The organism is Vibrio sp. Vb1755 (assembly GCF_033338635.1).
Classification (GTDB): Bacteria; Pseudomonadota; Gammaproteobacteria; order Enterobacterales; family Vibrionaceae; genus Vibrio; species Vibrio alginolyticus.
Window position 1 is genome coordinate 113366 of record NZ_JAWOTA010000008.1, and the last position, 25661, is coordinate 139026.

23 protein-coding genes are annotated in these 25661 nt (G+C 43.4%); 8 read left to right on the top strand and 15 right to left on the bottom strand.

From position 1 onward, the window contains the following. The first annotated feature begins 8 nt into the window (after nt 1-8). The gene (locus R7E00_RS09890; RefSeq protein WP_222716900.1) at nt 9-1175 is read left to right on the top strand and encodes an ABC transporter permease; all 1167 of its coding nucleotides are present in this window, start codon (nt 9-11) and stop codon (nt 1173-1175) included. Continuing rightward, nucleotides 1172-2323: an ABC transporter permease gene (locus tag R7E00_RS09895; protein WP_033906182.1), complete on the top strand. Its 1152-nt coding sequence runs from the start codon at nt 1172-1174 to the stop codon at nt 2321-2323. Before R7E00_RS09890 ends, R7E00_RS09895 begins: the two co-directional genes overlap by 4 nt. A gap of 287 nt (nt 2324-2610) precedes the next feature. Here the strand turns inward: R7E00_RS09895 and R7E00_RS09900 are convergent, their stop codons facing one another. The 6 genes from R7E00_RS09900 to aspT all read right to left on the bottom strand — a co-directional run bounded on the left by R7E00_RS09900 (nt 2611) and on the right by aspT (nt 9877). Beyond that, nucleotides 2611-3519, bottom strand: coding sequence for a LysR family transcriptional regulator (locus R7E00_RS09900; RefSeq protein WP_005377119.1), 909 nt, complete (start codon nt 3517-3519; stop codon nt 2611-2613). Nucleotides 3520-3661: 142 nt separating this feature from the next. Then, nucleotides 3662-4090 carry a hypothetical protein gene (locus tag R7E00_RS09905; RefSeq protein WP_017634570.1) on the bottom strand — a complete coding sequence of 143 codons (429 nt, stop codon included), beginning with the start codon at nt 4088-4090 and terminating at the stop codon, nt 3662-3664. Between the two features lie 17 nt (nt 4091-4107). Then, complete coding sequence (locus R7E00_RS09910; RefSeq protein WP_222716901.1) at nt 4108-5277, bottom strand: patatin-like phospholipase family protein; 1170 nt, start codon at nt 5275-5277, stop codon at nt 4108-4110. A 210-nt stretch (nt 5278-5487) separates the two neighbouring features. Further along, nucleotides 5488-6345, bottom strand: coding sequence for a pyridoxal kinase PdxY (pdxY, locus tag R7E00_RS09915; protein ID WP_005377109.1), 858 nt, complete (start codon nt 6343-6345; stop codon nt 5488-5490). 125 nt (nt 6346-6470) lie between these two features. Then, a complete protein-coding gene (locus R7E00_RS09920) occupies nt 6471-8066 on the bottom strand; it encodes a bifunctional aspartate transaminase/aspartate 4-decarboxylase (RefSeq protein ID WP_182016496.1) in 1596 nt (531 codons plus the stop codon). A 95-nt stretch (nt 8067-8161) separates the two neighbouring features. Then, complete coding sequence (aspT, locus tag R7E00_RS09925; RefSeq protein WP_182016498.1) at nt 8162-9877, bottom strand: aspartate-alanine antiporter; 1716 nt, start codon at nt 9875-9877, stop codon at nt 8162-8164. Nucleotides 9878-10303: 426 nt separating this feature from the next. On the opposite strand from aspT, the gene R7E00_RS09930 reads away from it, so the two are divergent. The 6 genes from R7E00_RS09930 to R7E00_RS09955 all read left to right on the top strand — a co-directional run bounded on the left by R7E00_RS09930 (nt 10304) and on the right by R7E00_RS09955 (nt 18520). Then, the gene (locus tag R7E00_RS09930) at nt 10304-10516 is read left to right on the top strand and encodes a DUF1656 domain-containing protein (protein ID WP_005377106.1); all 213 of its coding nucleotides are present in this window, start codon (nt 10304-10306) and stop codon (nt 10514-10516) included. A gap of 10 nt (nt 10517-10526) precedes the next feature. Beyond that, nucleotides 10527-11390 (top strand): HlyD family secretion protein, encoded by an 864-nt coding sequence (locus tag R7E00_RS09935; protein ID WP_176311010.1) that lies wholly within the window; start codon nt 10527-10529, stop codon nt 11388-11390. A 13-nt stretch (nt 11391-11403) separates the two neighbouring features. Then, entirely contained in the window at nt 11404-12759 is a 1356-nt protein-coding gene (locus R7E00_RS09940) for an FUSC family protein (protein ID WP_104975374.1), read from the top strand. Nucleotides 12760-13061: 302 nt separating this feature from the next. Beyond that, the gene (locus tag R7E00_RS09945; RefSeq protein WP_064368471.1) at nt 13062-14717 is read left to right on the top strand and encodes a hypothetical protein; all 1656 of its coding nucleotides are present in this window, start codon (nt 13062-13064) and stop codon (nt 14715-14717) included. Nucleotides 14718-14927: 210 nt separating this feature from the next. Next, the gene (locus tag R7E00_RS09950) at nt 14928-16967 is read left to right on the top strand and encodes a carboxylesterase family protein (RefSeq protein ID WP_318124430.1); all 2040 of its coding nucleotides are present in this window, start codon (nt 14928-14930) and stop codon (nt 16965-16967) included. 101 nt (nt 16968-17068) lie between these two features. Further along, nucleotides 17069-18520, top strand: coding sequence for a phospholipase D family protein (locus R7E00_RS09955; protein WP_262606324.1), 1452 nt, complete (start codon nt 17069-17071; stop codon nt 18518-18520). Between the two features lie 58 nt (nt 18521-18578). Here R7E00_RS09955 and R7E00_RS09960 read toward each other — a convergent pair whose 3' ends face one another. The 9 genes from R7E00_RS09960 to R7E00_RS10000 form a co-directional block, all read right to left on the bottom strand. After that, nucleotides 18579-20237, bottom strand: a complete 1659-nt coding sequence (locus tag R7E00_RS09960) for an autotransporter assembly complex protein TamA (protein ID WP_242014592.1) — start codon at nt 20235-20237, stop codon at nt 18579-18581. 336 nt (nt 20238-20573) lie between these two features. Next, nucleotides 20574-21038 carry a DUF2846 domain-containing protein gene (locus R7E00_RS09965; protein WP_005377099.1) on the bottom strand — a complete coding sequence of 155 codons (465 nt, stop codon included), beginning with the start codon at nt 21036-21038 and terminating at the stop codon, nt 20574-20576. Between the two features lie 169 nt (nt 21039-21207). Beyond that, nucleotides 21208-21834, bottom strand: a complete 627-nt coding sequence (locus R7E00_RS09970; protein ID WP_005377098.1) for a LysE family translocator — start codon at nt 21832-21834, stop codon at nt 21208-21210. Between the two features lie 327 nt (nt 21835-22161). Then, the gene (locus tag R7E00_RS09975) at nt 22162-22788 is read right to left on the bottom strand and encodes a LysE family translocator (protein WP_053350313.1); all 627 of its coding nucleotides are present in this window, start codon (nt 22786-22788) and stop codon (nt 22162-22164) included. Nucleotides 22789-22917: 129 nt separating this feature from the next. Next, the gene (locus R7E00_RS09980) at nt 22918-23271 is read right to left on the bottom strand and encodes a DUF1428 domain-containing protein (protein ID WP_005387184.1); all 354 of its coding nucleotides are present in this window, start codon (nt 23269-23271) and stop codon (nt 22918-22920) included. 97 nt (nt 23272-23368) lie between these two features. Then, a complete protein-coding gene (locus R7E00_RS09985; RefSeq protein WP_262606323.1) occupies nt 23369-23974 on the bottom strand; it encodes a hypothetical protein in 606 nt (201 codons plus the stop codon). An 81-nt stretch (nt 23975-24055) separates the two neighbouring features. Then, nucleotides 24056-24352, bottom strand: coding sequence for an antibiotic biosynthesis monooxygenase family protein (locus R7E00_RS09990; RefSeq protein ID WP_025768092.1), 297 nt, complete (start codon nt 24350-24352; stop codon nt 24056-24058). Between the two features lie 143 nt (nt 24353-24495). Further along, the gene (locus R7E00_RS09995; RefSeq protein WP_158173947.1) at nt 24496-24783 is read right to left on the bottom strand and encodes a putative quinol monooxygenase; all 288 of its coding nucleotides are present in this window, start codon (nt 24781-24783) and stop codon (nt 24496-24498) included. Between the two features lie 137 nt (nt 24784-24920). Further along, a complete protein-coding gene (locus R7E00_RS10000; protein ID WP_258481828.1) occupies nt 24921-25562 on the bottom strand; it encodes an alanyl-tRNA editing protein in 642 nt (213 codons plus the stop codon). Nucleotides 25563-25661: the final 99 nt, after the last annotated feature.

A 25661-nucleotide genomic window follows, 5' to 3' on the forward strand; every position in this document is an offset into this window, starting at 1 on the left:
TTAATGCTATGACGATTAAGATTTCACAGCGGCATATCTTACGACGAGACAAGTGGTTGCTTTCGTGCCTTACTTGGATACCGATTTTGCTCGCGATGATGATTTGGGGAGTGTTCTCTGCGGGCATTGCCCGGGATCTGCCAATCGGTGTGGTTGATCTACAACATTCCCAACTTTCTCGAAAGCTCATTCAATCTTTGGATGCGTCGTCGAGTCTGGCTGTTAACTATCACTACACCAGTGCAAGCGAAGCAAAAAATGCGATGATTGAAGGCGATATCTACGCTTACGCGGTCATCCCATCTAAGTTCGACCAAGACATTCTCCAGCACCGCCAACCTCAACTTTCTGTCTTTTACAACAGTCAGTACATTTTGGTAGCGAAACTGATCAACTCTGCTGTTGCGCAAGCACAAGGCTATTTCGACGCTCAGGTTGAAGTAATGGGCAACTTGGCTAAGGGTAACACCACAACGTTAGCAGCGGCTGGACAGGCTGTACCCGTGTCAACACAAATAACCGCATTATTTAACCGTAACAATAACTACGCACAATTTTTGGTAACGGCTATCGTGCCAGCCATTTGGCAAATATGTATTGTAGTAAGCACTATTTTGATTCTTGCCGCGCACTTTCGCATTTATGGTGGAAAGAATGGCTTTGCATTTTTGGGCGAAAAGCCATACGCCAGGCTCACTACCTTATTAAGTCGGTACATTCCGGTCTTTATGGCGCAAGGTGCGTTGTTCTTGTACTGGTTTTATTCCGTGCTTGATTGGCCAATGGAAGGCAGTTTTGTGGTTATGCTATTAGCACAATTGGTGACGGTTATCGCCTGTATCATTATGGGAGCGTTGTTCTTCTTCTTGTCGATGGATCCTGCACGTGCGATGAGTTTTGCTGGCGCATTTACGGCTCCAAGCTTCGCGTTCATGGGAATTACATTCCCAGTTTCTGACATGAACACGCTCGCTTATGCATGGCGTTCATTATTGCCGATTACCCATTACATTGAAGTACAAGTGAGTCAAGCAAGCTATGGAGCATCGGCCGCACAATCTTTAAGCTCGCTATGGCCTATGATTGGTTACGTTGTGCCCCTGCTCATTACCGCAGCCTTGATGGGTAAACATCGAACAGCTTCATCAACACGCCAAGCGAAGGAGGCGGTATGACATTGTGGCAACTGATTAAAGCGGAACTTAAGGCCGTTCTAACCAATCCAGTCGTTACGTTGACCGTGTTTGGTGGTGTCGTATTTTACTCGTTTTTATACCCTTTGCCTTATGCACAACAAACGCCTCGTGAACAACCAATCGCGATTGTTAATCTAGATGGTAGTCAGACGAGTTTAAAGCTAGAACGTATGGTTGATGCCACTCCGCAAGTCAACGTAGTCACTCGACTTCATACGATTGCCGATGCAAAGCAAGCATTTTTACAACGAGAGATCACCGGTTTTTTAGTCATACCAGAACACTTTTACAAAGACCTAATGCTAGGTAAAAGCCCGACTCTGGCCTACGCTGCGGACGCCTCGTATTTTCTCGTGTACGGAACCGTGGTAGAAGGATTGGCCCAAGCTGGAGGCACATTAGGGGCCCAAGTGAAAGTCAGTAAAATGGTGATAGATGGTGTGCCCATGAGTATGGCTAGCCATAATTACTCTGCTATTAAGCTTAATATGAAACCAACGTTCAACCCAACCATGGGTTACATCGAATACGTAGTGCCGGCAGTATTTGTTCTGATTTTACAACAAACGTTGATCATGGCGGTTGGATTACAAACGGGAACACAGCGTCATGGTCGTGGCTATTGGTCACAAGTATCAACGGGATCGCTGCTGCTTGTGAGAACGTTAGTATTTGTGGCAATTTATTATTTACTCGGCGCCTATTATTTTGGTTTTAGCTTCGAACGTTTAAACGTAAACCATATCGCCAATGCGGGCGAATTGCTGGCTATGTTGTTCCCGTTCTTTTTAGGTTGTTGCGGACTAGGCTTCTGGCTAGGTTACTTATTACCTCGGCGTGAACTTGTCACCTTAGTCGTCTTAGTGAGCTCTATGCCGCTCATTTTCTTGGCTGGTTTTATTTGGCCAATTGAAGCCATACCTACTCCCTTATTATGGATTGCTGATTTAAGCCCAAGCACTTGGGCGATAAAAGCTTTCTTAGCGCTAAACCAAATGGGGGCAACCTGGCAACAAGTCGCTCCACATTGGACGGCGCTTTGGGCACTCACCGTGCTTTGGGGTAGCGTTGCGTACTGGATTGCTAAGCGAAGTAACAAGCCAGTTGTAACAGAGAGCTTGGGGTGACAGCTGACATTTTTTATTACTATAAAAAAAGCCGGGTAACTAAACCCGGCTGAAAATCTGCGTCCTTGCAGCGGACATATGGTAAAAACACTTTTTGCTCTGGGCTTACCCATTGAGCGAGGTTAGATTAAGCCAAAAACTATGGACTCCATACTCTCATATAGAGGGTTATATCCTTCCAATAGACATTAGCTCTTCGCTAGAACGATAACGTTTTTCAGACACAAAAAAACAAGACTCACATTGAGTCTTGTTGTTGATAGGGATGAGCAGGATACATGTCGCCGCTAAGTCATATCACGGATTATTTTCTCTCGGTATTCTGTAACGACCTTCATGATTGAATTTTTTACATCACCGACTTGCTTAGAGGGTTGGCACCATAGGCCAAAACCAAACTTAAAACCTTCCAATAATTCAGAAGCTTCCACTGGCTCTATATGATTATTAGAAAACTCCGAATGGGCAAACGTTCTGGGGAGAATCGCCCATCCTAAACCTGCTTCAACCATTTTCACTACAAGGGCCAATTGGTCGACCTCTTCATGGTTCGAACTTACGATGACTTTTTCGCCCATTCCCTCTTCAATAAGAGACCGCAGTACAAATTGTTTACTATTCCTCAAGGCTGTCAATACTCGATCTGGTGCCATAGAAGCGAGTTCACCACCTTTCTGGACGAAAGGAACAAATTCAAAATGACCTAAAAACGTCGCATCCAGACTATGTATTGCTCGACTATCATGCACATTGACAATACCGAATTGATACTCACCATTCTGTAAACCCTCTTTAATTTCGTTGCGATTACGAACAAGAAAGTTAACTCGCATCATCGGAAAATCTGCTGCTAATTGAATACGAAGCAATACAAGAAAACGGTGTGGTATAGCGCTTGAATAGGCGATACTAACATTCTCTAACCCACCGTAAGCTAGACTTAATGCGACTTTATCGAAAGTACGTGCTTGTTCGATGGTTTGCTTAGCATAGTGGTAAAGAAGATGACCATCTTCTGTCGGTTCTACCGAGCGCCCCACTCGCTCAAACAGGTTGACCGCCAGTTGGTCTTCAAGATTGGTAATCACCTGCCCTATTGTGGTTCGGTGCTTATTGAGTTTGACCGCCGCCTTACTAAACGAAAGCTGTTCATAAACGGTTACGAACGCGAGAAGTTGTTCAAAACTAAAATTCATAGGTTGTGCTTACTTTTTAGAGTTATCTAATTAAATTACCACAAGATCGTAGAATTGCTACTTGGTAACGGAAACAATCTGCGTTTGAATTCCTTCTCGACGACACAAAAAAACCTACTAGCTTCAGTAGGTTTTCTCTAACTTAGTTGTACTCAACGACACGAGCTAAATAGTTGAATTCTCCTGAGTCACCATGGTAATCGCGGTAGACATCGACACTGAAATATTTAGGTTGATCAGCGTAAATGTGGTCAACGACTTTTTGCTCAAGTGACTCCAACGTTTCACCGACCTGAGAGTACACGAACTGCTTGTTCACTTTTTCCAATTTACGTTTTTTCGCTTCTTTGTGTGACACATAGTTGTTGATCTCTTCCCACTTTCCCACGAACTCGACCGCCACGTAACTCGAGTTCTCGTCAATCATGATAAAGGCTGCACCTTCTTCTTTGATTGCAGACAGTTGCTGCATATCACTATCCACTTTTTGCTGGTCAAGATGGGCTCCACTTTGGGCGAATGCAGTCGCGGAAGCGGTAAGCATCATGAGTGTAAGAACGGCTTTTTTCATTGTATCGTTTTCCTGTATTAAGGGAGTTCAGTTACCCAAAGTTGCCCTTGGGTGGCTTTTTTGAATCCATATTCGTAAATCGTCAGCAAGTAGCGGTGATCGAACATATCTTTCGTTACTTTGGCGTACCTGAAATCTTGATCAATGTAGGTAAACTGCATCTCGATATCGTTGATTTCACTGATGTATTTCATTCGATAGAGATCACCTCGAGTTTGCGCTAGCGTAAGGCTTGAGACACTTTTCGATACCAAGTCCAAACCTTTGTCTTTTAGTGGACGATACGGCGCTTTTAACGCACCATTGCGAATCACATCCAACTGAGGCGCTTTTTCTAACCCCAAAGCATCTGAGATTTGTTGATAGTTGAAGTTAGACGGATTAAAGAACACCTGCGCTGCGAGACCGCCATCTACGTGTAACTCCTCAAGTGTTTCTCCATCATGTTCAACATCGATAAATTGTGGAGGGAAAACACCAGGGATCGATGCGCTCGCAGCAAGCACCTTGTAAATAAGTTCAGATTTGTCCGCTAAATCACTGTTCGCAATCGCACCAATATTCCAAATCACCAGTTCGCCTGAATCAAAATGGGTACTGCCAATAAAGAGGCGTTTACCATTGCGGTGTTGCTGCGCCATCGCCTCGATCATGGGCTCAGGGTAAGCGCCTGCGATGAAATCATAGAGGTTCTCACCATCGGTAAACGCGTCCTTAAACAGGGTATTTAAGAAGTTCTTCTTACCCAAAATATTCTTATCATTGATGTTGAGCATGACTTCTTTCATCTTTGGCATCGCATCACCGCCAATGAAAACAAAAGGAGCGATTAGGGCACCAGCACTGACTCCAGTAATGATGGCATAATCTTTTAGCTCCCCCTTTTCCTGTAGCCCCATCAAAACGCCGGCCCCGTATGCGCCGTTTACGCCACCACCCGATAAGGCCAAAATATTGAGCTGTTCACCCTCTACTTTGATCGGTGTGGTTTGATTGTGCGCTGAGTAGAGAAAATCCGGCGCTTCATTGGCCCACATTCGAAGTGGCTCATTTGGTGTCGAACTCGCGATCTCGACATCTTTATAGTTGCTTTGAGAAACACGAACATCCAGCGTATGAGGTGAACTACAAGCTACTATCAGCAGCGAAAGTGCAACCGTCACACCAGAGGAAATTAAACGATTCATAATCAGTCTCATTTAATGTTCTCTGGCGTATGACCAGAGACTCAGTTTGAAGTTAATTGGGTCAAAATGAAGTCCGTTTCGTTGTGTGGAGTTACTATAGCTAGGCACGGCTAAACCCCATAATCGCGATTGTAGGATGCTATCCATCAAAGCAATTATGCCAAGTTTCTATATGCTAACTTTACGCTTCTCCGTTAATTAGGTACTGCGCTAAGCAATTTTCACGACGTTGAACTCATGCGTCGGTTCGACAAATTCGTATTGGGCATTGATCGTCTGTAGCTCCCATGTGCCATAGCCTTTGGTGATCTCCAATACACCGTAAACGGCGTTATGTGTATGACGAAAGGCTGCGACAGGAGACATCTTCTTCACCAAACAAGAGGTAAAAATCGCAGAAATTAAATCACCAACACCGACTGGCTGCATAGCAAATTCAACACTGGGGCGTTGGGCCAAATAGCTTGCTTTCGGCGTCGCTAAAATCATACTGAAGGCGTCATCTGTTAGAGCATGCAGATGTTTCACCAATACCATTTTCGGTCCTAACTCTAAGGCTTTTTTACATGCAGTGACCGCATCATAAAGAGAGTCAATTTTCACACCTGTTAACTCGCTCAGTTCAAACTGGTTAGGAACAATCACATCAGCGATGGGCAACAAGCTATGGCTTATCGCTTCTTTGACACCGTCTGCCACAATGCAACCTTTGTCTGGATCACCCATAACTGGGTCACACACATAAAGTGCACTATGGTTACGCGATTTGACTAAACTTACCGCTTCGGCCACCGCTCGACATTGCTCTGCGCTGCCTTGATAACCGGACAGTATCGCGCCACATTCGCCTAACTTCTCAATGTTATCTAAGCCTCTCATTAGAGAATGAATTTCATCTGCCCCAAACTTCTGTCCAGTCCAACCTTGCTGGTACTGAGTGTGATTTGAAAACTGAACCGTGTGGATTGGCCATACTTCGAGGCCCATTCTCTGCATCGGGAAGACGGCAGAGCTGTTTCCTGCGTGGCCATAAACCACATGAGATTGAATAGAAATAATGCTTTTCATAAGTCACTCTTAATAGGGAAGTTTGTTAGCTTGGCGACTAAATAAACACAATATCGCGCACTGTGCTTATTTGGTCGGAATAGCCTCGACAACGCCGAGGCTTATTCTTAATCAGGCTGGATTCATTAGCCTTGGAACTCAGCGAAGTACTCATCCAACACTTTGCGCGTTGCACGACCGATAAGCTCGTATTCGTGATGAGTAAGGTTTGCTAACGAAACTCGAACTGATGCGTGTACTACATCGAAGCCTTGGCCTGGAAGTAGGATAACGCCGGTTTCATGTGCAAGACGGAACAGGAAGTCTTTGCCTTTCTCGCTCGCTTTGAACCATTCAACGAAGGCTGGTCCGTACAATTTGCCGCCCAAAGTGTCGAGCTCAAGCAGTGTGTAGTAGTCCACACGATCTTTGTTTTCTTCAATTTCTACACCCATGTTTTTGTACAGAGTTTTGTAACGCTCGCGGATGATGCGTTTACATGCTTCTTTGTAGTTTTGTTCTGAGTCCATCAAGCAGTTCAATGAGAACAACGCCATTTGAACTTGTTGAGGAAGAGACAAACCTGCTGTGTGGTTAAGCGCTACGCTGCGGCTGTCTGCTACGATACGGTCAATAAACTTAATCTCACGAGGTTCCGGAGTCAGTGTTTTGTAACGATCGTCCAACTCAAGTTGACGCGCTTCAGGAAGGCTGCGCATTGCATCGTCAAACACGTTGTTGTGTTGAATCGCAATCGAGCCTAAACGCCAGCCTGTTGCACCGAAGTACTTAGAGAACGAGTAAACACAAAGCGTGTTGTATGGCAGTTTCGCGAACAGTGAGACAAAGTCGTCCGCAAATGTGCCGTATACATCGTCAGTCACAATGAACAGGTCGCTACGTTCGTTGTTCACGAAGTTTGATAGGTTATCCAGAGTTTCATCCGAGAACTTCACAGACGCTGGGTTTGCTGGGTTCACGACACAAAGCAGTTTGATGTCTGTATCTGCAAGCTTTTCGATTTCAGACATCGGCAGCTGCCATGTTGTCTCATCCAGACGTAGTTCAACGATTTCCAGTTCGTATTCACTCAGTTCTGGAATTTCTAGGTACGGCGTAAAGATTGGAGTGATTAGCGCAACCTTGTCACCTTTCTTTAATAGACCGTTGTTGAACATAGTTTGGAAGGTGTACGTCATAGACGCTGTACCGCCTTCCGTTGCAAACAGATCGAAGTCTGTTGTCATTGGCATTGGGCCGTACATCTCTTCTGCAATGTATTGCTTCACAACGGTTTCGATGTTCGTCAACATACGTGGTGGCACTGGGTAGTTACATGCAAGGTATGCGTTAACCAGTTCATTCAAGAATGCTTGTTTCTCTAGACCCAAACGGTCTTTTGCGTAGCTCAGCGACTTTTCCAAGAACTGTACGCCTTGGTCTTTCTTATTGTCGTTTGCAAACGTGTCGAAACGCTCAACAATGCCCACACCATCAGGAATGCCACCGAAGCCACCATCTAGGTATGAGTAAGTGCGCTCGGCTTCCAATATTGCGAACTCACCCAAACGAATGAACGCTTTACGTGGTAGTGTCGCAAGAAAATTAGGATTACCACGACCTGCATCTAATAACGCGCGGTCAGGAACAGTTTGTGCCACTTCAATTAGTTTATCTTTTAATTCAAATGGGCTTAAATCTGCAAATTTTGAAAAATCAATTGTTGTGTTTTGCGTAGTCATAATATTTACCTGAATCTATTATTTAGTAAAATTTGGATAATACTTCCCCTACCGCCTATTTAATTAGGCGATAAGAGTGTTCGAATTTATTTAAATTACATGCCTGCGTTTAAAGTAATAATGCCGACAATAATTGGACCCCATAGGGTAAGCAGTACATTGGCGACTGCATAAGTCACAGTGAATGAGAATACTGGCGTTGCATTACCTGTTTTTTCCATTAAAGCCGCGAATGCTGGGTTCGCACTTCGTCCACCTGTAACACAGCCAAGTGCTTCAACTGGGTTCTTAATCTTCAATACAAAGTATGAGAAGAAGAACGAAATAATCTGAGGGATAATCGTTACACCCATGCCAAGGAACAACAGAGACATACCGTGTTCTTTGATGGTGTCGACCGCTTGAGGGCCAGCCTCAAGGCCAACAATGCCCACAAATGCTGCCAAACCGAAATCTCGAACAAAGTTCGCGGCACCCACAGGAAACTGAGCAACATGCGGATTGCGGCTACGCAACCAACCGACGATCAAACCTGAGATCAAACAACCTGCACCAGAACCGATAGTGACGGGAATACCAGCAATCTTAAAACTGATTAGACCAATTAATAGACCCACCACCATGCCCATACCAAGCACGACTAAGTCAGTCACGTTTGCTGAGCCCATTCGCTGACCAATGTTTTTCTCAACGCGATTGATGTCTTTTGCTGTACCTGTAAGCTGGATGACGTCGTTTTTCTTCACCACAAGATCCGGCGTCATTTCGATAGAGCTGCCTTCACGAATGTAATCCGTCACATAAATACCGCGCATAGAGCCTTGGTTCGAAGCCTCTTTAATCTCTTGCAGCGACTTACCAATCAGTTTGCGGTTGTCTGCGATCAGTTGACGGTTTTCTTCGATAACTTCATAGCCTTCTGGAAGTGCAATCTCGTTGTCAGCCAAACCATCTTGCAGCTTATGTACCGCATTACGACGACCAGTTACAACAATGACATCCCCTTCTTTCAGTGCTGTGAATTTGTCCACTTCTAGCACTTTGCCATCACGTTGAATCAATTCAATACAAGCAGCTAGAGCGTGTTGGTTTAACTGAGCTAGGGTTTTGCCTGCTAGCCCGCCATCTTTGCTCACTTTAAATGCTCGTGTAACCAGCGCGGTTACTGCGTTGAATTCACCCGGCGCAAGATCGCGCTTACCGTTTGAGTTTTTCTCTTCTAGAGCAATCGCTTCTGCTCGGATATCCCACTTCATCAGTGTTGGGAATACCCATGTCACCATCAGAATTGGACCAAGCGAACCAAAGATGTACGTAACCGCGTAGCCTACTGCGACGTTGGTCTGCATTAGGTGCTTCGCTTCTTCTGTCACACCACCAAGACGTGCGATCGCATCACCCGCTGTACCGATGATTGCCGATTGAGTCAAACCACCAGCTGCAAGGCCTGCTGCCGTACCTCTGTCTAGATCAAACATCCAAGCAGCTGCTAGTACACAAAGCAGGCCAGAAACCGTCATCACTACAGCGGAAAGTAGAATGTTGATGGTTCTAAAGTTCAGTGCTTTGAAGAACTGTGCACCACCTTGATACCCTACTGCGTAAATAAAGAGCGCAAAGAAAATGCTTTTTACGCCGGGATCAATATGAACACCAAATTGCCCAATAATTACACCCATTAATAATGTTCCGGCAACACCGCCAAGAACAAATCGACCAATGGTAATTTTACCAACCATATAACCGAGAGAGAGCGTAATAAAGAGAGCAACAAATGGTGCCATGTCAAAAAGGTTAGAAATAATTTCCATGACAATTTTACTCTTACTAATAAATATAAAACTCAAATAATCTAACGAATAATCTTTCACTCATATTTGTTGGATTATTTAATTTAAAAAGCATCTCGTTTGCTTCGAAGCGAATATTAGAAACAAAACCTCACAACTCGTAATCCCATTTGAAGGACGAAACCATCACTTCGCATATTCAAAAGCAAACATTGAAAAATAATTGTCGAAAATTTAACAACTTAGTGGTCTGAAATGAACATAGAATAAATTGGAAAATAAATTTATTTTTATTTTCACTGTCCAAAAAGCTACTTTGCTGCGCTATTCCCTCTATATAGCGCATAGCACCTTTCGTTTGATGGATTAGATCCTGCAAAAGCGATTATCACTGATGCCATCACTTGCCTTATCTTTACATTCATCAAGTTAATAGAGAAAAACACCATGAACTCAATGCCACATGAACTTGTGTGGGGCGAAGTTTACTTCCCTCCCTTGTTGCTGGTTATTGCATTGGCTTACATGCTCACCATTTTGGTTGGAACCGTTGCAACAAAACTGGGACTCCACAAATACGTTGCATTTCCCGCGCTCGCTGAGCTAAGCCTAATTGTGATTTTTACTGGCGTTATTGGTCGATTCATTACCATATTTTGAGGCAAATTCCGTGATAAAACGTTATCTCATCACACTGCTACTACTGTGTTCAGCTGGCACCGTGATTTTCAGCTACTACCAATCATACTCTGACACCCCTTGGACTAGAGATGGCCAAGTTAGCGCGCACATCGTTTCTATAACCCCCCGCGTAACAGGACAAATCATCCAAGTCTACGTCGAAGACAATTCGCAAGTGAAACAAGGCGATTTGCTGTTTGAGATTGACCCAAGCATCTATAAAGCGGCATACCACAAAGCATTGGCGACTCAAAAACAAGCGGTCGCTCTGTTAGCAAAAGCAAAAAACGAAGAGCAGCGAGCACTTAAGTTAGAAAAGCGCACACCTGGCGCTGTACCTGTACTGACATTGAATAACCTAGACAATGCGGTGGAGACAGCCGTTGCCAACGTAGAACTCGCGAAAGCCAATGTTGAAGAAGCCAAGCTAAACCTTGATTACACAAAAGTTTATGCGCCAACGAATGGTTATATCACTAATTTGAACTTACGTGTCGGCTCTCAAGTCGTCGCTAACTCCCCAGTCGTGGCTTTGATTGATGAAGACAGCTTTTGGATCGAAGGATATTTCAAAGAAACGGATTTAGTTGGCGTTGATCCACAAGATAAAGCCTACGTGACCTTAATGATGCACAATGAAGCTGTGTTGGAAGGAAAAATCAAAAGCATCGGCTACGGTATCGCAAAGCAAGATGGCAGCACAGGCAACGATCTCCTGCCAAACGTCAATCCGAACTTCCAGTGGATTCGTTTGGCTCAACGTATTCCAATTAAAGTTAAATTAGATCACTTACCGAAAGATTTTCAACTACGTGTTGGTATGACGGCCTCTATCAAAATCATCAAACAATAATGCGGTGGAATGTATGTTTAATGCCTCAACCAAAGAAGCAATCAAAGCTGCGCTGTCTATCGTTATCGCGATCTGCCTTGCCTTATGGTTTCAATGGGAGAAACCGTATTGGGCAGCGATCGCAGTCGCGGTAATGGCATTAAATGAAAGCTTCGCTCACTCGATAAACAAAGGTCATAATCGCTTATTAGGAACCCTCCTTGGCATCGGTTATGCCTTTTTCCTCATCACGACGTTTTCTCAAGATCGCTTTTTGTTTCTCACCTTCTTCACCTTGTTTTTAGGTGCGTGCATTTTTATGTCGAGCGACGAAAAGTATGGTTATGTGTTCTCTATCGGTTTTGCTGTGTGCTCCATCATCGCATGTATGGGAGGATTTGATAGTCAAGCAACGTTCCACTTCGCTGTTCTTCGCATGCAAGAGACTATTCTTGGTGTGATCACGTTTTCTGTTGTGTACCGATTAGTCTGGCCAGTCAGTACAGAACAAAACTTCATTCAACGTTTTGAGACCAGCAGAGAGGCGATGCTTAACGCTATGAAATCGCCCAATGATATAGATACTGAAGCTCTTGAGACCAACAGCGCCAACATAGAAAAGTTGTTCCAACTGGTCGGTTTACCACTTACTGGCAGCTACCACTTGAAAGAACATCGTCAGCTATGGCGTGCGCGTTTAAATGAGATGGCACAAATCCAAGACCGATTGCTAGAACAAGCAGATAAATCGCAAAGTCGTGAGATCGATTGGCCAACGCTAACGCAGCAACTTCAAAGCTTTGATATTAAAAATCCAAGTACGTCGCTCATTGGTCACGTTGCTTATGTCATGCAAAGAGAGAAAAACACGGTTTGGCATCACGAGCATCGAACGTTTATCCAGCATTTGAATGAAGACGGCAGAAAGGTATTGCAAGGTGTATCCATGTTCGTCACTTCTTTGTTGATCTGGATTTATCTGCCCGTACCCGGAGGTTTCATTTTTCCGATGCTAGCAGGCGTGTTCTCTTCAATCGTTCCTACTATGCCACCAAGCATTATTAAAGATGCATTTTTTGGTGTGATAGGCACTGGCACGGTGATTCTATTGCAATACATTTTCATAATGCCAATGATGACCGAGCTTTGGCAGCTTGGGCTATTCTACTTCATCAACATCATCGTAATTTGGAAGGTGTTTTCCACACCAAAACTGATGGTACACAGAATTCTAGGTATTAACTTATTGGTTGTCTTGACATCAGGAGCGCTCAATTTAACCCCAGCGTATCGAATTGAAACGCCCTTGCTGATGCTGGTAAACATTATGATCATTTTGATGATTGCCAAGTTGTTTACTGATCTGTTTCGTGTTCGCGTTACGGTCTAAGCGTCACCTCCGTTCTTGAAACTAAAGCCCTGCATTGCTTCTGCTATGCGGGGCTGTTTGTTTGTGAGCTAGCCATTATTCCTCCGTAACCCATAAAGCGAGGATAGTATCCATCAAAAGCGATTAACGGTATTTCTCTTCACCTCATAAAATCCTCTCATTGATTCACGAAATGCAATCGAAAACTCTGCATTCACAACGTCAATCACAGCAAACACATCTATCTAACTGAACAAGAAGTTCAGTGACACATTAACTGTCTGAGTCTCGAAGGTTTGAGACTATTCAGAGTGGAAACTGTCATGAGTTTTTTTGAATTACGCGCCGGCAAGACGTCTTCTCTTACTGTGCTCGCGAGCGCACTAATGCTTACTACCCCCACTTTTGGCTTCGCCGCTGAAGAGACGACGACCTACAACGAAGTAATCGAGCAAGGCCGAGCGCTGTTCGACAAATACGGTATCAGTCATGATTTACCAAAACTGGCCATCAGCTCTCTAGTTCAAGGCGAGCATTTGGTCGAGCATGCCCACCGAAGTGTTAAAATCGGTGATAGCGTTCGCGATTCGTCCGTCTACTTGGTTAAGAACACCGATAACAAAGGCAACATTGATCTGCGTATCAAGTACAACCCTGAACAACTCGATGAAAATGAAAAAGTACTTGATGAGATCGAAGCTTTCACACGAACAGAATACCGCCTTCGAAACTACGCGGAGAGTTTTGATCCGTCATCAGTAAGAGCCAAAGAGGATCAGAATGGTAATGTGATCATCAGTTTTAATTACTCAAAATACGGTCTTCCTCAAGATATCGCCTACTTTCGCTTTTTAAGCGTTGATATTGAGTTGGTTAATGGTGAACCGAAACGTATGGTCATTACCAACGATAAACCGTTCACACATCACAACTACCAAGTGGATTCTTACGATCAAGAGATCCTCTTCCAGAAATTAACATCAGGCAAAATTGCGATTGCCAGTAAAAACACCAAGATAGTTGGTTCAAAGAAAAATAAACCCCTCGAAATGATGAGCAGCGTAAAACCGGTAGCGATTTATGAAGATAAGCTTGGCGTGCAAGTACTAGACGAAAAACGCTTGAATGAGGTCTCTGATCCACGCATGCAAGAAGCCAGTGTTAAGCTAGACCGAGTTTTTCCTTTAATGGGTGATATGGTTCGTCGTCAAGGTATCGATTTGCCTCTGCCGTTTGGTGTGTCGCTAGCGTATCGAAATCAAGATATGAATATTCCATTTAATGATTTCACGATTGAAGGCATCGGCCTTAATGAACTGTTTGATCCAGAAGACAGTGTCGGCATCGTCAGTGCTGAGAGCATGACGCTTCGTGGCGATGTAAACATCCTGCCATTTTGGAATGTATTTGGTTACATCGGGAAAGTTAATGTCGATGCCAATGTTAATGCCGCTTACACGGGTGAAGGTGGTCAGTACATAAAAGATAAGCTGAACGATAAACTGCCAGGATTAGGTGATAAGTTTTGCGATGGTTTATCTGCACTTTGTAGTCGCGGACGCCTAGACGTGCCGCTGCATTTGGAATATGACCTTCGTGGTATAGGTACAACCCTTTCGGTTGGCTATAAAGAATTCTTTGCTTCTGTCACTGGTACCTATTCGCAAACTCGCTTAAAGGGCTTAGATGATTGGGGCGATGGTATTGTTACTGTACAGCCGATGTTGGGTTATCAACTTGTCGATTATCGCACGCAGTTCTTTGTCGGAGCAGAATATCAAGGGCTGGACGCTCGAATGGACGGGCATGTAAAAAGCGGTGATATCGAATTCGATTACGACATTGGTGTAGATCTTAATCAATGGGCGTTTTTGACTGGTTTCAATAAGCAAATCGGCAAAAACTACAACCTGACCTTTCTCTATAACAAAGGGGAAACTCGAGAGTCAGTGACCTTAAATCTTGGTTACCGTTTCTAGCTCTCAGAAAGAGCCCGCCCCTATACGATGGTAGGACTGCATCCTACAAAGGCGATTACTGAAACTGTCGCCGATGTCCTACCATTTGAGCCATCAATACAACAAGCCATCCAACCATTCACGGATTAATGCCAAAGCGTCAGGACGTCGCTTGTTAGATGCCGTTTAACATTTTCGGTGTACGCACCAAATGACTTTTTGGACATAACAATGACTTTACTCAATCGCTCAACTTTAGCCATTACCATCACTCTTGCCTTAGCAGCTTGCAGTGATGACTCTGGTAAACCTAGCGTTCCTAACGGCCCGAAGCCACTACAACCCTTACCACCAGAGCAAATCGCTTTGGAAATTGGCGATGCAACCATTCAAGCGACCAAAGAGTCCCTTGTCATCACGCCTCTTGATGCGGATGAAAAACTGGCAGCGGTAGAGGCGTTCAAAGGTATCCAATTTGCGCAAGCAGACCGCTTTCAGCACAGCATTGCGGTCCCACTTGAAGGCGATATTGATGCGACTCAGTTCGGTGATGCGTGCCCGCAGTTAAAAACCACGGCACAAACGCAATCAGAAGATTGTTTGAACCTAAACATTTGGCGACCAGCAGGGACAGAAGCGTACGCAGATTTGCCAGTGTATGTCTTTATTCACGGTGGAGACTTTGAATACGGCTCGGGCTCAGAACCGCTGATTCATGGTGATATGGTGGTTGCACAAGGTGCTGACGATGGTAACCCGTTTATTGCAGTTACTTTTAACTATCGCTTGGGCTTGTTGGGCAGTGTTTGGGTCGATGGTTTGGACAACCCAGAGGGCGGTAACTTTGGCCTAGGCGATCAAAAACACGCGCTTGAATGGGTTCAACAAAACATAGAGGCATTCGGCGGCAATCCGCAAAACGTGACACTCATGGGTCAAGGTGCGGGTGCCATGTCGGTGGGAATTTTACAGCAATCAAAAGGCGATGCGGCAATCGCAGGTGAGCACTTTCAACGTGCCATCATGCAAAGCAACGCTTACGGCTTTGAATATAAAAGTTACGATGTTGCCAAGAGCCAAAGACTAGAGCAAAGCGTTGAAGATCTTGCGTTACTACCACTTGAAGAGATCATGAAGGTACAGAGCGAGATGCTTGATCCGATTCAACGTCTTAAGAACTGGGTACTGACCGCCGCGAATATTCCGGTTATCAGTCCAACACGCGACAACAGCCCATTATCTACGTTGATGCCATTTGCGCCTTACATCGAGCATCGCCCACCAGCGTTTCTAGTGAAAGAAGTACCAGGCTATCACTTTACTGAACAAGCGATTGAGAGTGAATGGATCGTACCGACGGTAATTGGCTCAAACAGTGCAGAAAGCAATACTCTGGGCATGCTGCCGAGCCTGACATTTTTGATCCCAACTATTATTGAAATCTTGAGCCAAGAAGCGCCAGAAATCATTGAAAGTGGTGACGAAAACTTAATCGTCGAATACATGGTGGAGTGGCTAGAATCGGAAACGAACTTAAACCGTTTACGCACCGAATATCGTTCATTACTCAACGATTCAGCTTCAATTGAACTCGATCTTTCTGACTTATTGGAACTGCTACCTAGCACCGCTTATGAGGCGATGACTAAGTTGTTCTTCGGTTTGGGGAACTCCGATTCAACCATGGAGTTACTTGCTCTGGCTGACTTCTTCCCTAACGATGAAAGTGAACTGAATGGCGCGTCCAAAAACATGCAGCAATTCAAGACCGCGTTACATGACTTGCTCTTCACGGGTCCAAACCGTCATAAGGTTTCAACTGAAGAAACAACAGGAGCAACGCCAAGCTTCTACTACTTTGACTACACACCTGGATTCAACGTATGGACTTACAATACCAAAGGTGAAAATGGCGATCTCGACGTTGGTGATTTACTCAAAAGCATCAGTTGTATTGTGGGCGCTTGTAATGCATCAGAATTACCATTTGTGTTTAACAAGACATTAAAGCTTGATGGTTCAAGTGTTCGTCCAGGTAGCAAAGACAAAGCAATGATGAACAAGCTCTCTCGTATGTGGTTTAGCGAACGTTTATTTGAAGACTTCCAATACAACAGTGCGACTGATCGAGTATTGCTGATCGATAACGATGGCGGTATTCAATCCACACAAGACTGGGACAATGCTCATCACTCAGGCATCGATCCAAAACTGCGCCAAGGTCGCCTCAACGGTCTCGAGGAACTTGGGTTAATTCTTAGCCACATGTAACTTCATCCTCAGCCACTAAAAACTCGTTACCGAATACCTAAAAGCCAGTTCGCTGGCTTTTTTCATCCTTATTCCTTGAACATAATTAGGAAGGTTTACTCATGTTTCCTAACGCCCTTCGTGCTCTGCTACTCTTTATCTTCGGCGCGCTGTTGGTTGGCTGTGCCCAGCCCTACCCTCAAGTTGAACCGGATTTTGAAGCCAATTGGCAAACTACTCAGCATCAATCCGAAGTTTACTTAATTCCTACCGCTCCAGAAGCCTTTGCTCGTCGTGTTGAACTGGTAAGAAACGCTCAGCAAAGCATCGATATGACTTACTTTTCTTGGGAGAGTGACACGCTTGGTTTGATGCTACTCAATGAACTCAAACAAGCAGCAGATCGAGGTGTGCAAGTTCGACTCACTCTCGATGACTTATTAGTGTTTAACGAGAAATGGCTTGCTGATCTCAGCGCTCACGACAACATTCAAATCCGTTTATTCAATCCGTTTGATTCACGTAAGTCAGGTTGGATTGGTCGCGCCGTCAACTTCTCTACTCACCAACAACGTTTGGATAATCGTCTGCACGAGAAGTACTTCAACGTCGACCATCAATGGATGATTCTAGGTGGACGCAACATTGGCGACGACTATTTTGGTTACAGCCGTAAAGCCAACTTCTTTGATATGGATGTCTTGTTCAAAGGCAGCATTATTCGAGCGTTCGACCAGAACTACCAACAACTTTGGGACAGCGAGCATGTCACGCCAATAGAAAACATCGTTAACGTTACCCCAAACTATTCCGCGTTTACTAAAGCGCTTAATAAAGGTGAGAAAGACAAAAGCACCATTCAGGCGGAAGTTGAAAAACAGGTTAAACACCTGACCAGTCCCGACTTCATTGCTGCGCAAGTCACCCCCGTTTTCGACTCATTAGACAAGTTAGAAAACAACAAACCCTACTTTAGAAAACATGCAGAACACCAAGTTTGGCAACAAATAGCCACTGCGTCTAAAGCCGTGATATCAACGCCTTATGTGGTACCAAGTGATGGTAAATTTACCTTTATTGATACCTTGATGGAGCAAAAAGCGGACATCACGTTAATGACGAACTCGTCTGCATCTAATGATTCTGGCTTTATTCCGGCTTATTACGAGGAGCACCGCCAAACCCTGTTGGATAAGGGCGTTCATATACTTGAGTACAAAAACCAAGCGAAAAATGACGACCATTACTTCCACGCGGATACTTATTATCACAACAAGACGGTGATACTCGATGAGCGGCTGACTTATATCGGCTCATCAAACTTCGACCCAAGATCGGATTTCCTCAATGTGGAATTTGGTGTGTTGGTCCAAAGCGAAGCCTTTGCAAAACATGTCATGCACTACTTAACTCGACAACAAGATGAACTGTTTTGGCGAGTATCTCGAGATGGACAAGGCCAAACTCAGTGGCAATCAATGAATGAGATCCATACTAAGAATCCAAACTATGGTGGATGGCATAAGGCGCCTAACTGGATATTCAAGAAACTGAATGGTGAGTTCGAACTCTAAACAATCAAGACTTAAAAAGGCTCTCTATCTGCAAGGATGAGAGCCTTTTTAATGCCTGCTAAAACTGCGTGCCTAGCGAAAAGTGAACGCGGAATTGGTCTCCTTGAGGAGCATCTAAACCATAAGCAAAGTCCACTTTGACGGGCGCGTATTTTGAATTCCATATCAAACTCAACCCTGTACCGCTTTTCCAATCCACCCTATCGTTGAAGGCATCACCAACATCATAAAATGCCCCAAGCCACAGTTGGCGGTAGACCTGATATTGATATTCCAACCCAGCAGTAAACATGTAACGAGCACCGGTTAAATCGCCATTTTCGTCTCTCGGAGAGATGGATTCATAACCATAACCCCGAAGATTGCCATCACCTCCCGCAAAGAAACGTAATGATGATGGAATATCGCTCAAAGTGTCAGCGACATTAATGCCAACATTAGAACGAAAGTGAAACTTGTGTTTTTCACTAATGTCCCAAGACAGAACACTATTGCCCTCAATACGCAGCAAACGAGAATCGGAGAAAAAATTGGGATCCGAATATTCCAATGAGTAAACGTGACGGTGCTTTACTTCTAATTGATCGTTCTTGCGATCAAGCAGTGAAAATGTCACCCCCGGTAATAACAACTGTGATTCGTTATTCTCCGACGCTTGTTGATAACTTTCTTGCAAATAACGAACGTGCATGGTGCTTTGCCAATCACTGTCTAACTGCCAGTGTTTTTCAAACGATAAATCATTAGAAAAACTCGATGTGTCTCGATAGTCGACATGCTTAGATTCAAACTGAATCCCGTAGTAATCCGTTAGAACATTTTGGGTGGGAATTTTATAACCTAGTAATAGCGATTGTTCCGGTTTGGAAGCGTACGCTTGTGCCTCAAAACTGTGTCCACGTGCGTTATACCAAGGCTTGGTCCAGTTCAGCGAAGCGCGTAATCCCAAGTCTGTCGAATATCCTCCACCGACTTGCACAATATTGCGTGAATTCGGCTCTGCGAGCACTTCTATCGGCAACTTATAGCCATCGAATACCTCCTCGAAATCCGCTTTCACAATCACACTGCGAAACCAATCAGTACTGGAGAGATCGGCCTGATATTGACTCAATTTCAAAGTGTCAAAATCGTCGCCCCTTTCAAATGTTCTCATCGCTTCTATTCGTGCCGTTTCGATACCCGACGTAAGGACAGACAGCTCTCCAAATTGGTAACGAGAACCACTAGAGAAATGCAGATTCACATGGGCTTGATTCACACTTGGAATGACTTCCAAAGACGATTCGATAAAACGTCCATCCAAGTAACCTTTTTGCTGAGCCAATGAAATCAAGTTTCGCTTTAGCGTATCGTACTCAGAATGAAGCAACGGCTGCCCTTGTTTAAGTTGAGCTTGATTAATTAGTTCGATGAAATCCTGATCATTACTGGCCTCTCCCGACACAGCAATATTAGATTTTTTGACCAACATCACCTCCCCAGCGTCAACCTCAAGCGTGATGAGATCATTCTCTGATCTCTGAACATTGAGCTCGGAATGATAGTAGCCATAAGGGTTTAACGCATTATTAACCATCTGCGTTAGTCGATTTGAGGTAATGTTTGAAACAGAGAGTTTCGTTAGTGGTGTAAGGTGACTTTCAAGATTTTTCTCTAATATTGGTGTTAGCCCTTTGATTTTAAATTGCGCTCCGAGTGCATGATGTAAAGGCATAGAAGCTAAAACTGATATACCTATTATTTGTTTAATGAGAGGAGACACACCGCTACCTAGTTTAGCAATACACTCGACAAGGTTAATGATGGAATGGCATATCTGTTAATCGCGTTTGTAGGATTGCTCCCTACGAAATCCTCTCGAAAATTCACGTTTCACAAGTAGATTCTTTGAACAATAAGTGGGCTCAAGCTAGGAGGTGGCAAATCATGCGGTCTGAAATAGGTATACTGTTTGCCAAAAATACAAAACCCAACGCTGAATGGATCTCATCAAGCGTTGGGTTACATTGATAATGTGTTTTTTAATCTAAAAAGCGGTCTGTTTGTAAAACTAGATCGAAGAACAGTTTCCTTTTTCTGCCATGTCGACTTTTAGTACTTCGGCTTTACCTTTGCTTTCGTCTACGAGTTCTACGCCCGCACCACCAACAAATACACCCATTTTAATGTATTGATTAACGAAATAATTACGGCCCTCTTCCGTTAAGATAGTTAAGTGATTTTCAGAAAACTCAGACTCTGTACTTACTTGATGTTCTTTATTGCCTTCGACCTCATGGTAGAAGAATACACCAGGAGCGGTTTCACCAATACATTCCCCATCGACGTAAACATACTTTTTAAGCGCTGCTCCGACAAAAGCATCTTCTCGGTAAATGTAAATCCCTGCGTTCCCCTTTTGAGGTGCTTCAAATGATTTCATTTGATTTGATACTGTCGAATCAACAGTAGGAACAGAAGCACAACCTGACAAACCCAAAAGGAATGCGGAACACAGAATTACTTTATTTTTCATGTTATTAACCTAGCTACGATAAAATCGCGCCAACCATACTATAAATAAATACGTTCACTTATTGGTATTTTTGAAATTTGTGATTCAACCTATGCAATAGCACTCATTTAGCGTATAGATTGAGCAAACATTAGCCATATAATAATCACGAGAATAAAATGCCCTGTATCTAACGATCACTAAATGCCACTTTACTCGCTAGACTGATAAGTAGAATACCTGAAACACCTTCAAGAGTTCTTGAATAACGCTGAGAGTGTGGACGACTAAATACCCAATTACCCACAGAGGCGTACAAAACGTTACATGTCGTCGCAAGTACGCTGAACAGCAAGCCAAGTACTAATAATTGCATTGATGTTGAGCTTGCAGACGTATCAATAAATTGAGGCAGAAACGAGAGAAAGAATAGCGCTACTTTTGGATTCAAGACGCTGACGATAACTCCCTGAACAAACACATTTTTATTATTATCAACATTTTTGTTTTCAACGATTTTACTTTCTCCACGCCACATGGACAGTAAAGACTGAACACCTAAATAAACTAGGTAAGCGGCCCCTAACCATTTAACAACGCTAAAAGCCAAAGATGAACTCAGAATTATTGCTGACAAACCTAAACATGCCGCTAGTGTATGAAAAAAGTAACCTACACCAAGCCCCAGAGCCGCTTTCAGCCCAGCAGATAATTTACCTTTCATTGTATTGGAAACAATATAAATTACATCAGGTCCAGGAATCATGTTGATAGCGAGACAAGCGACAACAAATAATAATAGTGAGTTTGAATCCATTCTTTTCTCCAAATTAACGTCTTGCGGGATAACATTTCATCGAACTACAAGTAATGCAACGTCCAGGTTTCAATTGGTTATATTTAGTATTAACAACACGTTACTAATACTACAGCACTGCGCGAAGAGCACAATCATGAACAGTGATACGAATTAAATTATGGGCCTTTGTTAGCCCTTTGAATGATAATATTTAGCATCGTTTGGTTGTAAGCTTTTTCTAGCCAGCAGCTCTTATGGAAGTTAACAAATCGGCTACTTAGTATACTTAATAGACCGTCAAATCAGATAGATTATCTATTCTTATTTCTTCAAGCCTTTTTTGCTTCATTTTCCTGCCTCACTAAGCAGCAACTTAATACTTGCCACACCAAAAAATAACGCGAACACGCCTTCAAAAACTGCTTTGGATCTGAGATAGGTTTGCCTGACCTTTTTATACGCGAAAAGAAAAGCATAGCCAAAGAAAACCAAAGCACTAACCAGCCCTACAACAAAAATGACCGACAACAATTCCAACGGACTGGCCGTAGGAGGAACCCCTATCGAATAAAGCGCACCGAAAAACAGAATAGCCTTTGGGTTAGTTAAGTGAATTAACACTCCGGTTAAGTAGTTACCCTTCTTTGTCGTTACGTATGTTTTGGGTAACTTTAGCTGCTCGATGTTGCAGGCAGAATGTACGGACTTTAAAGCCAAATATAAAAGATAAAATGCCCCACAATATCTAAGAATTTCAAAAAGCCAAACATTGCTATAGAGTATGGTTGCGAGACCAAAAGCGGCTGAGGTTGACCAAAATAAAGACCCCGTTAAAACACCTGCAGCCAAATACCCACCAAAGCGCCGACCGTGGTTCATTGACGTGCCTGCTATCGCAAGAGTTGCAGGTCCGGGGCTAGCGATGGCAGCGATAGCTGATACGACAATCAGTGAATAATTTATCTCTTCCATTTTTACTCTAAGCCTCCAAATGGAGTTTTATCAACACTTATCGCGGAATACTCTATTGAACGTACATCAGAAGCGTAATACTGATTAAAACACCAAGTGTCACGAATCGAGTTGAGATTCTTTGGTATTTTACTGCTCCAAAATAACATCAAATCCGCCATAAATGAGACGCTTTCCATCAAAGGGCATTGGGTTATTATCTGGACTCATTCGAGGATCACCCATGATCCGCAGCCACCCTGAGTCTCGAACTTCTTTTGAAGGCCAGACTACCCACGAAAACACAACGGTTTCGTTGCTTTCAGCGTTAACTGCCATGGGAAATGATGTGATCTCACCATCTGGTACTTCACTCCCCCACGTCTCAACAACCTTTAAGGCCCCAAACTCCCTGAACATTTCTGCTGCTATTTTTGCGTGTGCGATATACTTTTCTTTATTCGCTGTCGGCACTGCAGCGACAAACCCATCAATGTATGACATAAGTAAACTCCTTTCATTGGAGTTATAACCATAGCTCAATAAAAAGAATGCACATGATGCCAAACCATAGAAGCAGGTACGTAATACAGCTTGAGAGCTACATTCCTAGCTTGGACTTTATATGCATATTTGAAAGGTATGTGTTTGGATCAAGCTTGGTTAGCATATTTATAATCTCCAAAACACTCGAATACTCAATACGTTCCTCTTCAGCATGCCCGATCCCACCTATTGTAAAGTGAGTAAAGCGGTAATCACGATAAACGTTTTGCAGCTGGCTAGAAATATCTTTGAGTAATCTTTTACTGAGGGCGAATGCAGGGTATTCACTACTTTCTGAAAGCTCTGCTGTAGAGCCAATAGATACAATATTGCATTTATCGTTAAGTGAACCTAAAGCGTTAAGCTCATTGACTAAATTAAGATACCCAATCGGACCAACATTCATAAACTCAATCAGTTCGTTTGTTGTCAATTCGGAAGACTCTCCCCACATGGACGCCAAATAAACGATGATGTCAAACTCTACACCTTTGAAGCACGTGTAATCTGGTTTTTTATCGGGATCAACGTCAATACAAACAGAAACTACTTCATCCTCAACTAGCTTTGATCTAGAAATCGCATAAATTTCTGTACCCTGTAAGTTCGTAGCCAAGAACCTTCCTAGACCCTTACTACCTCCAACGATTAAAATCTGCATAACCCTATTCCTTAGTTAAGGTTGTCTTTCATATTGTCCGCCAAACTGTTCATTAGGCATCACTTTAACGTTTCTATTGCCCTACTTAGTTCTATCTTCAATTTCATCGAATGGTTCAACTGAAATACGCTCTGCAATTTCACTCATCTTCTTCATTTTTTCTGGGTTACTAGTTCCCCAAAACCGCTCCCAGTCTTCACGTGTTCGCCACTTGGCAATAGTTAAAACCTTTTCCGGTACATCGTAAGAACGAAGCATAAAACTACCAAGCGCCCCATCTACTGACTGATGAATTGAATCTGTCGTCGAACGCCATATATTTTGAAACTCATCCATTTTTTCACTTGGCACACGCCATTCATACACAACTCTAAACATAACACTTCCATTAAAATTTCTAGATTTAATACGGCAAAGCATTAAGAACACTAAGCCAGGTGAATAGCTGAATAAATCAACATTGTAGAGCGTAGAGCAACCTAAAAAGCAAAGTGTAAACGCTCTAAATCACTCCGATTCGATTAGTCATGCACACATTCAAAGATTTCGTATTGCCGTTTAACATTGGCTGTTACTTTTCCCCAATGTGAGGCTTGAACTCTTTCCTGATGTTGTTTAAAAGAGGCTTTGTCGACGAACTCCTCATAGACATCAAAACGAAACGGATTAGTCGAGCTTTGAGTCACAAGAAAAGTAAGGCAGCCCGACTCTTCTAACGTGAGCCTTTTGTGAATTATTAACTCATGTTTTACTAATTCTAAATCCTTTTCCGGAACTAAAATAAAGCCTTTCAATGTTACTTTCGACATATCATCCTCTCACCCCTGTAACCTTTCGTTCAGAAGTAGCCAACACGCCCTCAATCTCAACCTTCATATCGCAAATGTGAATCTCACCATGAATTAAATGCCACGTGTTAGGAATCTATTTCTAATGCCCTATCGACTTACGAGCATAAGGTTATCTCTACCCTTTCTTTGCCTTTACCGATGTTCTTGCGTTTTAATTGAATTTGGCCGACTTCTGATGTGCGCTTTAAGTGAGTGCCACCGCAAGGCACTTGCGCAAACCCATCCACTCTCCAATACCTTCTTTCACTCTCTTGATCGGAAAAGTCACTAATAATAACTGAATCAGAGTTAATCAAATCTTGCACATCAGTTTCAATTTCTTTCAATAGCGGGCCAATACTTTCAGACCACTCGAAATCTATGCGACTCTTATATTCAGAAATATGCGCGCCTATCTTAACAATGCCTTCCCGACGCTGATAAAACATCTCGAGCACCACTTCAGCCGCAAAGTGTAGCTTCATTAAGGCATATCTACGCTTCCAATCAATATTCGTAGTTACAATGTCACCAAGAGTAAAATTTGGAGAGGATTCCAATGTGTAAATAAGTCGAACACCTAACTTTTGAGCAATCAAAACCGGAATACCATTAATCGTTCCTTTATCACTCTCTTGGCCTCCAGACTCTGCAAAGAAGATAGTCTGGTCCAATTCAACCTTATTTCCGTCTACATTGGTCACTCTTGAGTTAAGTTCTGTTTGGTAGGGATTAACCCAAAATAATTTCTCGCTCATGCTGCTATCCTTGCAGTAAGTCCTATCCGTGATAGTACATTCACTGACCACCAAGTCAATTCAAGAAACCTCGCCGTCAAGTGTAAGGCTGTGTATTGA

Coding starts and splice junctions, on each gene's coding strand:
- R7E00_RS09920 (WP_182016496.1), bottom strand. CDS start 8,066: ATGACTACGCAAAACACAACAATTGATTTTTCAAAATTTGCAGATTTA.
- R7E00_RS09985 (WP_262606323.1), bottom strand. CDS start 23,974: ATGCAGATTTTAATCGTTGGAGGTAGTAAGGGTCTAGGAAGGTTCTTG.
- R7E00_RS09890 (WP_222716900.1), top strand. CDS start 9: ATGACGATTAAGATTTCACAGCGGCATATCTTACGACGAGACAAGTGG.
- R7E00_RS09980 (WP_005387184.1), bottom strand. CDS start 23,271: ATGTCATACATTGATGGGTTTGTCGCTGCAGTGCCGACAGCGAATAAA.
- R7E00_RS09955 (WP_262606324.1), top strand. CDS start 17,069: ATGTTTCCTAACGCCCTTCGTGCTCTGCTACTCTTTATCTTCGGCGCG.
- R7E00_RS09960 (WP_242014592.1), bottom strand. CDS start 20,237: ATGCCTTTACATCATGCACTCGGAGCGCAATTTAAAATCAAAGGGCTA.
- R7E00_RS09895 (WP_033906182.1), top strand. CDS start 1,172: ATGACATTGTGGCAACTGATTAAAGCGGAACTTAAGGCCGTTCTAACC.
- R7E00_RS09990 (WP_025768092.1), bottom strand. CDS start 24,352: ATGTTTAGAGTTGTGTATGAATGGCGTGTGCCAAGTGAAAAAATGGAT.
- R7E00_RS09930 (WP_005377106.1), top strand. CDS start 10,304: ATGAACTCAATGCCACATGAACTTGTGTGGGGCGAAGTTTACTTCCCT.
- R7E00_RS09995 (WP_158173947.1), bottom strand. CDS start 24,783: ATGTCGAAAGTAACATTGAAAGGCTTTATTTTAGTTCCGGAAAAGGAT.
- R7E00_RS09905 (WP_017634570.1), bottom strand. CDS start 4,090: ATGAAAAAAGCCGTTCTTACACTCATGATGCTTACCGCTTCCGCGACT.
- R7E00_RS09945 (WP_064368471.1), top strand. CDS start 13,062: ATGAGTTTTTTTGAATTACGCGCCGGCAAGACGTCTTCTCTTACTGTG.
- R7E00_RS09950 (WP_318124430.1), top strand. CDS start 14,928: ATGACTTTACTCAATCGCTCAACTTTAGCCATTACCATCACTCTTGCC.
- R7E00_RS09975 (WP_053350313.1), bottom strand. CDS start 22,788: ATGGAAGAGATAAATTATTCACTGATTGTCGTATCAGCTATCGCTGCC.
- R7E00_RS09970 (WP_005377098.1), bottom strand. CDS start 21,834: ATGGATTCAAACTCACTATTATTATTTGTTGTCGCTTGTCTCGCTATC.
- R7E00_RS09900 (WP_005377119.1), bottom strand. CDS start 3,519: ATGAATTTTAGTTTTGAACAACTTCTCGCGTTCGTAACCGTTTATGAA.
- R7E00_RS10000 (WP_258481828.1), bottom strand. CDS start 25,562: ATGAGCGAGAAATTATTTTGGGTTAATCCCTACCAAACAGAACTTAAC.
- aspT (WP_182016498.1), bottom strand. CDS start 9,877: ATGGAAATTATTTCTAACCTTTTTGACATGGCACCATTTGTTGCTCTC.
- R7E00_RS09910 (WP_222716901.1), bottom strand. CDS start 5,277: ATGAATCGTTTAATTTCCTCTGGTGTGACGGTTGCACTTTCGCTGCTG.
- R7E00_RS09965 (WP_005377099.1), bottom strand. CDS start 21,038: ATGAAAAATAAAGTAATTCTGTGTTCCGCATTCCTTTTGGGTTTGTCA.
- pdxY (WP_005377109.1), bottom strand. CDS start 6,345: ATGAAAAGCATTATTTCTATTCAATCTCATGTGGTTTATGGCCACGCA.
- R7E00_RS09940 (WP_104975374.1), top strand. CDS start 11,404: ATGTTTAATGCCTCAACCAAAGAAGCAATCAAAGCTGCGCTGTCTATC.